The sequence below is a fragment of the Streptococcus sp. LQJ-218 genome, assembly GCF_003428885.1.
Taxonomy (GTDB): domain Bacteria; phylum Bacillota; class Bacilli; order Lactobacillales; family Streptococcaceae; genus Streptococcus.
Genome location: NZ_QQRU01000013.1, coordinates 1 through 9,413, shown reverse-complemented (window position 1 = coordinate 9,413; position 9,413 = coordinate 1). Strand labels below are relative to the sequence as shown.

Annotated in this window: 9 protein-coding genes and 12 tRNA genes; 1 reads left to right on the top strand and 20 read right to left on the bottom strand. The window is 41.7% G+C overall.

Annotated elements, in window-relative coordinates; genetic code table 11:
- On the top strand, nucleotides 1–117 hold a 117-nt coding region (locus D2908_RS09790), incomplete at its 5' end, for an IS3 family transposase (RefSeq protein ID WP_165847503.1).
- A 54-nt stretch (nucleotides 118–171) separates the two neighbouring features.
- Here D2908_RS09790 and pcp read toward each other — a convergent pair.
- The 20 genes from pcp to D2908_RS09685 all read right to left on the bottom strand — a co-directional run bounded on the left by pcp (nucleotide 172) and on the right by D2908_RS09685 (nucleotide 9,339).
- The gene (gene pcp / locus D2908_RS09785; protein WP_117306722.1) at nucleotides 172–816 is read right to left on the bottom strand and encodes a pyroglutamyl-peptidase I; all 645 of its coding nucleotides are present in this window, start codon (nucleotides 814–816) and stop codon (nucleotides 172–174) included.
- 112 nt (nucleotides 817–928) lie between these two features.
- Nucleotides 929–1,291 carry a DUF1304 domain-containing protein gene (locus D2908_RS09780; protein ID WP_117306721.1) on the bottom strand — a complete coding sequence of 121 codons (363 nt, stop codon included), beginning with the start codon at nucleotides 1,289–1,291 and terminating at the stop codon, nucleotides 929–931.
- Between the two features lie 10 nt (nucleotides 1,292–1,301).
- Nucleotides 1,302–1,727, bottom strand: coding sequence for a MarR family winged helix-turn-helix transcriptional regulator (locus D2908_RS09775; protein WP_165847502.1), 426 nt, complete (start codon nucleotides 1,725–1,727; stop codon nucleotides 1,302–1,304).
- Nucleotides 1,728–1,932: 205 nt separating this feature from the next.
- Entirely contained in the window at nucleotides 1,933–3,135 is a 1,203-nt protein-coding gene (locus D2908_RS09770) for a LysM domain-containing protein (protein WP_117306719.1), read from the bottom strand.
- Between the two features lie 165 nt (nucleotides 3,136–3,300).
- The gene (locus D2908_RS09765; protein ID WP_117306717.1) at nucleotides 3,301–3,921 is read right to left on the bottom strand and encodes an HAD family hydrolase; all 621 of its coding nucleotides are present in this window, start codon (nucleotides 3,919–3,921) and stop codon (nucleotides 3,301–3,303) included.
- Between the two features lie 3 nt (nucleotides 3,922–3,924).
- Nucleotides 3,925–5,205, bottom strand: coding sequence for an MATE family efflux transporter (locus D2908_RS09760; protein WP_117306716.1), 1,281 nt, complete (start codon nucleotides 5,203–5,205; stop codon nucleotides 3,925–3,927).
- A 60-nt stretch (nucleotides 5,206–5,265) separates the two neighbouring features.
- Complete coding sequence (thrC, locus tag D2908_RS09755) at nucleotides 5,266–6,750, bottom strand: threonine synthase (protein WP_117306714.1); 1,485 nt, start codon at nucleotides 6,748–6,750, stop codon at nucleotides 5,266–5,268.
- 75 nt (nucleotides 6,751–6,825) lie between these two features.
- Nucleotides 6,826–8,103 (bottom strand): gamma-glutamylcysteine synthetase, encoded by a 1,278-nt coding sequence (locus D2908_RS09750; protein WP_117306713.1) that lies wholly within the window; start codon nucleotides 8,101–8,103, stop codon nucleotides 6,826–6,828.
- A gap of 213 nt (nucleotides 8,104–8,316) precedes the next feature.
- Nucleotides 8,317–8,400, bottom strand: a tRNA-Leu gene (locus tag D2908_RS09740).
- Nucleotides 8,401–8,409: 9 nt separating this feature from the next.
- A tRNA-Gln gene (locus tag D2908_RS09735) sits at nucleotides 8,410–8,481 on the bottom strand.
- A 13-nt stretch (nucleotides 8,482–8,494) separates the two neighbouring features.
- Nucleotides 8,495–8,567: transfer RNA gene (locus tag D2908_RS09730), tRNA-His, on the bottom strand.
- Nucleotides 8,568–8,581: 14 nt separating this feature from the next.
- A tRNA-Trp gene (locus tag D2908_RS09725) sits at nucleotides 8,582–8,652 on the bottom strand.
- Nucleotides 8,653–8,656: 4 nt separating this feature from the next.
- Nucleotides 8,657–8,737 (bottom strand) — tRNA-Tyr (locus D2908_RS09720).
- Between the two features lie 12 nt (nucleotides 8,738–8,749).
- Nucleotides 8,750–8,822, bottom strand: a tRNA-Phe gene (locus D2908_RS09715).
- A gap of 3 nt (nucleotides 8,823–8,825) precedes the next feature.
- A tRNA-Met gene (locus D2908_RS09710) sits at nucleotides 8,826–8,899 on the bottom strand.
- A 10-nt stretch (nucleotides 8,900–8,909) separates the two neighbouring features.
- Nucleotides 8,910–8,999: transfer RNA gene (locus tag D2908_RS09705), tRNA-Ser, on the bottom strand.
- Nucleotides 9,000–9,003: 4 nt separating this feature from the next.
- Nucleotides 9,004–9,075: transfer RNA gene (locus D2908_RS09700), tRNA-Glu, on the bottom strand.
- A gap of 8 nt (nucleotides 9,076–9,083) precedes the next feature.
- Nucleotides 9,084–9,157 (bottom strand) — tRNA-Ile (locus tag D2908_RS09695).
- A 33-nt stretch (nucleotides 9,158–9,190) separates the two neighbouring features.
- Nucleotides 9,191–9,261 (bottom strand) — tRNA-Gly (locus tag D2908_RS09690).
- 5 nt (nucleotides 9,262–9,266) lie between these two features.
- Nucleotides 9,267–9,339: transfer RNA gene (locus tag D2908_RS09685), tRNA-Val, on the bottom strand.
- Nucleotides 9,340–9,413: the final 74 nt, after the last annotated feature.

Genomic DNA, 9,413 nt, shown 5'->3' with positions numbered 1-9,413 from the left:
CTTAACCAATTGGAACAAGCCATTGTAGACTATATTGATTACTACAACAATAAGCGAATTAAGGTAAAACTAAAAGGACTCAGTCCTGTGCAATACAGAACTAAATCCTTTGAATAAATTAATTGTCTAACTTTTGGGGGTCAGTACATTGTTCCCTCAAGCTTTTTTCTATCAATGAGTTTCTCCGCCTACCAACTTGAGATCCTGATCTCCATGTTCTATAATGGCGCCGATTGCCGCTTCTATCCCTCGCCTAATATCCACTAAACTCATAGCTGGAGTGATCGGTCGATTCACCACCTGCTCCATCATATAAGGAATATGCATAAAACCTGCCTTAACCTGTGGAAATTTCTTTTCTACCAAATAGAGGGCCTGATACATCAAATGATTGCAGACAAAAGTCCCTGCCGTATTGGAAACAGAGGCCGGCAATCCCTCTTTTTTTATAGCTTGAACCATCGCTTTAATCGGCAGACTACTAAAGTAGGCCGGAGCACCGTCTGTGCGAATGGGAAGGTCAATCGGCTGATTACCTTCGTTATCAGGAATGCGTGCATCATCTTGATTAATAGCTACTCGCTCAGGTGTCAAGCTAGACCTTCCACCAGCTTGGCCGATACAAAGGACAAAGTCCGGTTGATAACGGTCCATCTCTTCTTCCAATACTTGGGCCGATTTGTGAAAGACTGTCGGCACTTCTAGCCAACGTATCTCAGCACCATGGATTTCAGCTGGTAAACCTTTAATGGCCTCCAAAGCTGGATTGACCTTTTCCCCTCCAAAGGGCTCAAAACCTGTCACTAATACTTTCATTTCTAACACCTCAAAACCAATTTAATGAAACTATTTTATTAAAAACAAGTATAACATATTTCCCTTATTCTGGAGTAAAAAGGATTAGCGAGGCTAGGATTGATTTTTGAGTTTATTTAAAGAGTAAAATACTAATCAAAGTCAAAATAGCTGGCCCACCTTGCTTCAAAATAATTTTCTTATCTGCTGTGAGAGAGCCATAAGCCGCAGCACTAATCACAAATAAAACAAAAATAGTCACAATTTCTAAATTCTGTGAGAAATAAATCCCATACAAGAGAAAAACTCCTAACAGAGCATTATAAATCCCTTGATTTTTAAACAATGAACTTACAGACGGACGAGCCAGTTCTTCCTTTTCCAAGTTAAAGACACGACTAGTTGCATCTGATTGCGTGGCAATACTTTCCAAATAAAAAATGTAAAAATGCTCCAAAGCAACAAGCGTTGCTAAAATGATTGTAATAATTGACATCTATTTCTCCTTAAATTTCTATATTTTCAATACCCAAAACCAATTTATTTAATAAACGGCTGAGTTCTGTTCTTTCAGAATCTGTTAAAATACTTTCCATCTCTTCCTTAACCTTGATATGCTGCAGAGGCGGATTCATCACTAACTGCTCCTTGGCATACTTCGTGGCCTCTACCAACACTTCTCGCTGATTTTCAGGATTACGATGACGTTCCACTAAACCTTCCTTTTCTAAAATCTTGAAATGTCGTGTTAAAGCAGCCTGATCAATCTTCAAACGCTCCTGAACCGCTATTTGATTACAAGGGGAATGCTTCAGCAAAAATAATAAAATCTGATACCGTGTCAAACTAATCCCAAGTCTTTTTTCAAACAATTGCGTGCTCGCATGCTCAGACAAGCGGAGTTGATAAAGCAGATCTTGAATCTCTAACATTTCTTTCTCCTTTCTATTGATTCATCAATAGTTGACTTGTCAAGTATACTACAAAGTAAAATAGATTGCAAGAATCATGCTTGAAATATTACAAAATACTGACTATCCATTCTCCATTCATATTGATAAAGAAAAAACGAATGAGACTTGCTTCCTATCATGAAAGCTAGATCTCATTCGTCAAAATGATATTACCAAGTCAGGTTTATCCATTCATTGAAACGTGAACGTGGTCATAGTGATTTTCTGTCACGCTACCACGATCTGGCATTGGGTTCCAAGTATTAGCTGGTCCATATTTGCTATCGAATGGAGCATAGAAACGTTGTTTCCAAATGATGTAACTAATTCCACGGCTGGCCATGTTTTGAATAGCGTATTCCGCAATCTTATCCCCTAGTTCTGAGCTTTCTGGTACCATAAAGTCGATAGCCAAACCTTTTCCGTGATCTCCACTGTCTCCTGGACGGTAACCACTAAAGGATGTAATACCAAACAAGTTGGCAATTTCTTCTTTAAAGGCAGCTGTCTGTGGTTGAAGGCCTGCATTTTCAGCTTTTGCTACTGCCCGTCCAGCATAATCGGGTGCAGCTGGAGCCGCGTAAGTTGTTGAAACTGTTTTCGCCTCTTCTGGTTGATAAGTAGAAACTGCTGTTGTAGCTTCATTTGATGATGCTTCTTTAGCTTCTTCTGAACTTGTTACAGTGGTTTCGATTGCTTTTTCTTCTACTGACCTTGTAGTTGTTTCCACTGTTGGCTCAGCTTGAGGACTTGCTTGTGTTTCATCTTTCTCAGCTGGAGTCGTTGCCTGAGGAGCTAATTCTGCAACTGCACTGCTTGTTTCGGCTATTTGCTCCTCTGAAACAAAAGTTTCTGTAGATGGTGCGACTTCTTCTGGAGCAGTCACTGTCTCTGTAACTTCTGAACTTGTTGCTACTTCTTTTGTACTTGTAGTTTCTACCGCTTTTGGAGCTTCTGCAATTGGTTGAGAAAGATCTGCAACTTGAACAGTTTGATCATCAACGGTCACTTGATTGGTTGTCAAATCTGCTGTCGCAGTTGTCACTTCCTCACTAGAGTCTGCTTGAGGAGTTTGAATTTCAACTTCCGTTACCTCTTCTGCTTCATTGACAGTCGTTGTCAAAACAGTTTCTGGGAAAATCAAGTCCATATTAGTGATTTTATTCAAATTCGCAAGAACTGTGACATCTACACCCAAGGCTTCTGCAATGGTGCTTAAGGTATCACCATACTGAATGGTGTAACTTGTTTTGTTGTCTGTTTTAGTCAAATCGTTTTGGATTTGCTCAACACTACGTGCAGTCCATAGAACTTCTTCTGCTTGAGTTGCCAATACAGGGGCAAATGACAAGGCTACTGTTGAGGCTAATAATATTCGTTTCTTCATTCTTTCAAATTCCTTTCAAATGAGTACCTGTCTATCATAACACAAAAAGAGCAGAAAAAAAGCCCTCCCGGGCCTATTTAACAAAACTGTCCATTCCTTGTAACAAACTCGGTTACTTGAAATAGTTTGTTAAGTCTCTGTCACAAAACTGACACAATCTTTTTATCACTTAGCCTTAAAAATAAGGGGAATATCTGCTAACGTTTGAATCCTATGATTGTCTTCATAAGACGACTCTAAAAAGTTGAGGCTTTGAATGCCACTACTCTGGGCAAACTCCACATCCAGAGTTCGATCCCCTATATAATAAGTATTAGCAGGATCCAACTGATACTTATCTAGTAAATATGTGGCTGCTTCTGGACTTGGCTTCCGCGCAAAACCACTCTGACTGGTTAGAATTTCTGTGAAATAGGATTCCAAACTCAAGTCTCTGAGAATGGTAAAAGCATTGTCCCCTTTATGGGTATAAACAAACTGTTGAATCCCTACCTGGTCTGCCCAAGCTAGCACATAACGCGCACCTGGCAGCAAGACTACCTGAGCATTCTTCTCAGCCAGACTCTGGGCCCGCACCTGATTTAGCACTTCCACATCTAGTTTTCTCTCTTCTGCCACCTGCACAAGCAAATCCTGCACAGAATACTTGAGGATAAACTCTCTCACCATCTTCTTATCATAAGGAATAGCAAACTGACCAAACGTCTCCTCGATCCCTGATAAAATCGCTTCATAAGAGTCCAATAAAGTTCCGTCTAAATCCCAAATAAAAGCTGTTTTTTGCATTTCCTATCCTTTCAAGCCCATATAACGCTGGTAACGGTAGCGTAGAAATAACCATCGAAAACCATTATCCAAGAGAGTCCCTGCCCAAATACCAGGCAAGCCCCAACCAAGAACAATTCCCATCAGATAAGCTGTCCCAATACGGATACACCACATTCCTATACTTGTCGCATAAAAGGGAAGCCGAGCATTGCCCAAACCCTGCCAGACTGCTGTATAGATGACTGTTCCTATCGTCATAGGAGTACCAAGTAGTGAAAAAAGTGTCACTAGCACACTAGCCTCCACCGCTAGAGGATCAGTTGTATAGAGATGAGTCAGTGGTATGCCTAAGACATAGATACTAAAGGTCAAGGGCAACATGAGAAGCAGAGAAAGCCAAAAGGTTTGCTTGCTCATACTAGCTACCCTTTTCCAATTATCCTCTCCAACTGCTCGAGCCACCAGCATGACCGTTGCCGTAGCGACACCAAAGGCAGGCATATAGTTAAACTGGGTCAAAACTTCTCCGATTGCATTTCCCGCGACTGCCTCCGTTCCAAAGGAAACAACCAAGGCAATAATGACTACATCACCAGCCCTCATCATGAGACGTTCTCCCGCTGCAGGTAAAGCCAAGGTCAGCAGGTCTTTATCCAGTCCAAACGTCGGTCTCGTATATGGAAGTTTTAATTGTGACCACAAAATTACAACCCCGATCAAACGAGACAAAATAGTCCCCCAAGCTACACCAGCTATCCCCATATCCAGAACAAAAATAGCTAGACTTGAAAAAAGAATATTCAAGGCATTGGATAAAAGACTCACATAGAGGGGCAAACGTGGATTATGCGTTGCACGAATCAAGGCTCCTAGACTAGTCATTAAACCCAAGAGAACAATCGATCCGCCAACCAAAGATAGGTAGAGTCCCCCACTCTCAGCTACATCTCTCTCCGTCCCCAAAAGTCCTATCATCTCTTTCCCAGCGAAGATGGACAAAGCTCCTAAAAGCAAACTTACTAGTAAGGTAATCTTCAACGCCTCAGTCACATGATAAGCCAAATTGGACTGATTTTTCTGCCCCAAACTTTTTGAAATAACACTAGAAATAGCTGCCCCAAGAGCAATGAAAATCGCCTGGTAAATGGTGATAATATTGCTAGCTACTGATACGCCTGAAATAGCGATTAAACCCAAGTGTGCCACCAAGTAGCTATCTACCATCCCCATGAGCATCTGCAAGAAATTTTCACCCATGGCTGGCAGAGCAATATTGAGAATATCCTTATTTTTCTTAAACAATCCTTCCTCCTGATGAAAAGAAACCCAGTTAGTTTCCCAACCGAGTTTACTTTCTCTCTTTTAAAGTCCTAGATAAGTTTCTACTGCAGTCTGCATATCTGCTGCTTCAACCGTTGTCTTGTGACGAACTGGAGCTGTTTCAAGGCCATCCACTGCTGGTGGCAAGGCAACGCCTGAAATCTCATGCAACTGTGCCAAGGCTTCAAAGTCGGTCAAGCCTGATTTCCCTGTTACAGCTTCTACTGCAACTACTGGGAATTTATAAGGACTAGCTGTTGAAGCAATCACGGTCTTAGTCACATCACCTGTCGCCGCTTGGTATTTTTTATATACGGCCGAAGCAACTGCTGTATGAGGGTCCTCGATATAAGCATCTGCCTCATAAACACGCTTGATTTCTGCTGCTGTTTCTGCTTCCGTAGCATATTCAGCTGCAAAAAGGTCAAGAATCTCTGCATCAAAATCAGTCAACTCATATTGTCCTTGTGTATTCAAGGCATTCATGAGTTCAGCCGTCTTTTCAGCATCATTACCCAAAAGATGGAAAATCAAGCGCTCCAAGTTTGAAGATACCAAAATATCCATAGATGGACTAGTTGTTACCTTAAACTCACGTTTCTTGTCGTAAACACGTGTCTTGAAGAAGTCTGTCAAAACATTGTTGTCATTTGAAGCACAGATTAATTTGCCAACCGGAAGACCGATTTGCTTAGCATAAAAGGCAGCCAAGATATTACCAAAGTTTCCTGTTGGTACGGTAAAGTTGACCTTATCACCAGCCACAATCTCACCAGCCTTGACCAACTGAGCATAAGCATAAACATAGTAGACAATCTGTGGCACCAGACGACCGATATTCATAGAGTTAGCTGATGAAAATTGCAACTTATTGGTAGCCAATTTTTCACGGAGAGCCACATCGTTAAACATGTGCTTCACATTTGTTTGAGCATCGTCAAAGTTACCGTCTATAGCGATAACATGGGTATTGTCACCAGTCTGAGTGGTCATTTGCAACTCTTGAACCTTACTGACACCATCCTTTGGATAAAAGACGATAATCTCAGTACCAGGCACATACGCAAAGCCCGCCATAGCAGCTTTCCCAGTATCACCAGATGTCGCTGTCAAGATGACAATCTTATTTTCCAAACCATGTTTCTTAGCAGCTGTTGTCATAAAGTATGGCAAGATAGACAAGGCCATATCCTTAAAGGCAATCGTTGAACCATGGAAAAGTTCCAAGTTATATTGTCCGTCTAATTTCACCAATGGCGCAATAGCTGGAGTATCAAACTTGCTATCGTAGGCATTGTTGATACAGTAGTCCAACTCCTCAGCTGTAAAGTCATCCAAAAAGGCTGACAAAACTAACCTAGCAACTTCCTGATAAGATGCATCTTTCAATTTGTCAAAGTCCAAATCTACCTTTGGATAAGTAAGCGGTGTAAATAAACCACCGTCCGTCGCCAAACCTTGCAAAATTGCTTGGCTTGCAGTTACTGTATTGTTGGCATCACGCGTTGATTGATAAACTAATGTCATTACTCTCTATCCTTTATCTATAGTCTCTTCCATTATATCATGATTTTTCAGAAAATTCTCCCTTTATAAGAGAAATTATAGTCCCAATTCTTCTTTCAAAGGCTGTAAATAGGTCATTTCTTGCTTATTTCGCATCTCCAGTCCTTCCTCAGCTAGAAGGAGTAAGACTTTTGAAAACTCGACGATCGCAATTTCTTCCTCATCTGTAAGCTTCTTCTTAGAAAATTGTCGTCTTAAAAACTTATAATTTCGTCCAAATTCTTTAAAGAAAGGTGCTGTTTCTAAATAAGCTTCTAACTTATCTAAATTAACCAACAATCCCAAGTGAAAAGCTGCTAAAGCGAAGGTTCTATCTAGAGGTTGAGTACACACACTACGAAATTCAACTGTTCCGCGAGTCGTTAAGTCTTGGTACTGATAACTACGATGGGTTTCAAAATCCTTCTCTTGAGGGTAAATAAGAATCTCATCCCCATTAAGTGCATATGCTTGGATTTCAGATGTAGCCAAATAATCCCTAGCCTGAATCGGATAAAAATAATAGGTTTGTCCATCACGTTCCGCAGTAAAAATTGCAGAATGATCTAGATAATCAAAAAAATCATCCTCATCTTTAAAGAGTCTAGCATTGACTCCAACATTTTCTGGATAGATACCATGCATCGATTCTTCCCAGAAAATATCCCTTGCAATTTTCGTATCCCAATCCTCACCTGAAAACTCAGAATTGGCAAATAAATACGCCTTAGCCGCTTCAATTTGGGTAAAAGCATTAATCACCCGTAAGTAGTTAGACTTTGAAACATCCAGCTGGACCTGACTCCCACAGATAAAAGCCCCATATTCAGGGAAATGATGTAAGTCTGACTCAGTCACATTGCAACTCAAATTCAAATAATCCATCAACATCTGATAGCGTGGATAAGCCACTGGACAATTCTTATTTTTATCCCAGTTGGGATGAATACCACAGCCAACAATAGCATGATTTGATTCAGCTAACTTCTTCTGGATTGCTTCCATATAAATACTAAAACGTTCTTCAACCTCTTGTATCGTTTCAGCCTTACCAAATGCAAACTCAATCGTAGTATAGGAAACTTCAAATAAAATAGCATCCTGACTTACTGGATTCACTAACTGAATAGGGTTTCCAAAATCATCAACCTTTTCGACAGTAAAATCAAAAGCAGAAACTAAATATCGGAATAAGTGTTTGATAACTTCAACATCTGTAACATCCCCTTCCAAATTTGCAACAGGATATTCCAGCTCAATCCCGACAAACAATTCAGGGTTTTCTTTAATATTTTTCAAATACCGATGTTTCAATAAATCGATAGAACGAGACATACTATCCTACTCTTTCTTATACTCAATGAAAATCAAAGAGCAAACTAGGAAGCTAGCCGCAAGCTGTACTTGAGTACGGTAAGGCGACGCTGACGTGGTTTGAATTTAATTTTCGAAGAGTATTAATCTAAATAAAATTTGAATAACTATTATTATAGCAAAAATAGTACAAAAAAGGAACGAAGATTTACAACGTTCCTTAATTCTACACTATACCGGCGGCCGGGGTCGAACCGGCACGTCCTTGCGGACACTGGATTTTGAGTCCAGCGCGTCTGCCAATTCCGCCACGCCGGCAAATAGTAACTGGGGTAGCTGGATTCGAACCAACGCATGAGGGAGTCAAAGTCCCTTGCCTTACCGCTTGGCTATACCCCAATAATATAAAATAGGCGAGTGATGGGGATCGAACCCACGCATGCCAGAGCCACAATCTGGTGTGTTAACCACTTCACCACACCCGCCATAATTCTATTAACACGGGCAGTAGGAATTGAACCCACACTGAAGGTTTTGGAGACCTTAGTTCTACCTTTAAACTATGCCCGTAAAATGGAAGGGGAGGGATTCGAACCCCCGAACCCGAAGGAGCGGATTTACAGTCCGCCGCGTTTAGCCTCTTCGCTACCCTTCCAAAATATATAAATGGCGCGAGACGGAATCGAACCGCCGACACATGGAGCTTCAATCCATTGCTCTACCAACTGAGCTACCGAGCCTTATTGCGGGAGCAGGATTTGAACCTACGACCTTCGGGTTATGAGCCCGACGAGCTACCTAGCTGCTCCATCCCGCGTTAATACAAAAGGAGGATGTGGGATTCGAACCCACGCACGCTTTTACACGCCTGACGGTTTTCAAGACCGTTCCCTTCAGCCGGACTTGGGTAATCCTCCAAAATAGTCCGTACGGGATTCGAACCCGTGTTACCGCCGTGAAAAGGCGGTGTCTTAACCCCTTGACCAACGGACCAAACTTTATGGGCACGAGTGGACTCGAACCACCGACCTCACGCTTATCAGGCGTGCGCTCTAACCACCTGAGCTACGCGCCCAAGTTAAAAACTTGGTAATTGAACAAAGTTCAAAGCGGGTGACGAGAATCGAACTCGCGACAACAGCTTGGAAGGCTGTAGTTTTACCACTAAACTACACCCGCTTAAATGGGAGTTAACGGGATCGAACCGCTGACCCTCTGCTTGTAAGGCAGATGCTCTCCCAGCTGAGCTAAACTCCCAAAGGATGGAGCCTAGCTCAGCCAACGGTGAGAAACTTCGTTTCTCTCATCCGCCGATTGTAATTTCGATTCCC

Coding starts and splice junctions, on each gene's coding strand:
- D2908_RS09750 (WP_117306713.1), bottom strand. CDS start 8,103: ATGTCTCGTTCTATCGATTTATTGAAACATCGGTATTTGAAAAATATT.
- D2908_RS09780 (WP_117306721.1), bottom strand. CDS start 1,291: ATGTCAATTATTACAATCATTTTAGCAACGCTTGTTGCTTTGGAGCAT.
- thrC (WP_117306714.1), bottom strand. CDS start 6,750: ATGACATTAGTTTATCAATCAACGCGTGATGCCAACAATACAGTAACT.
- D2908_RS09765 (WP_117306717.1), bottom strand. CDS start 3,921: ATGCAAAAAACAGCTTTTATTTGGGATTTAGACGGAACTTTATTGGAC.
- pcp (WP_117306722.1), bottom strand. CDS start 816: ATGAAAGTATTAGTGACAGGTTTTGAGCCCTTTGGAGGGGAAAAGGTC.
- D2908_RS09770 (WP_117306719.1), bottom strand. CDS start 3,135: ATGAAGAAACGAATATTATTAGCCTCAACAGTAGCCTTGTCATTTGCC.
- D2908_RS09775 (WP_165847502.1), bottom strand. CDS start 1,727: ATGTTAGAGATTCAAGATCTGCTTTATCAACTCCGCTTGTCTGAGCAT.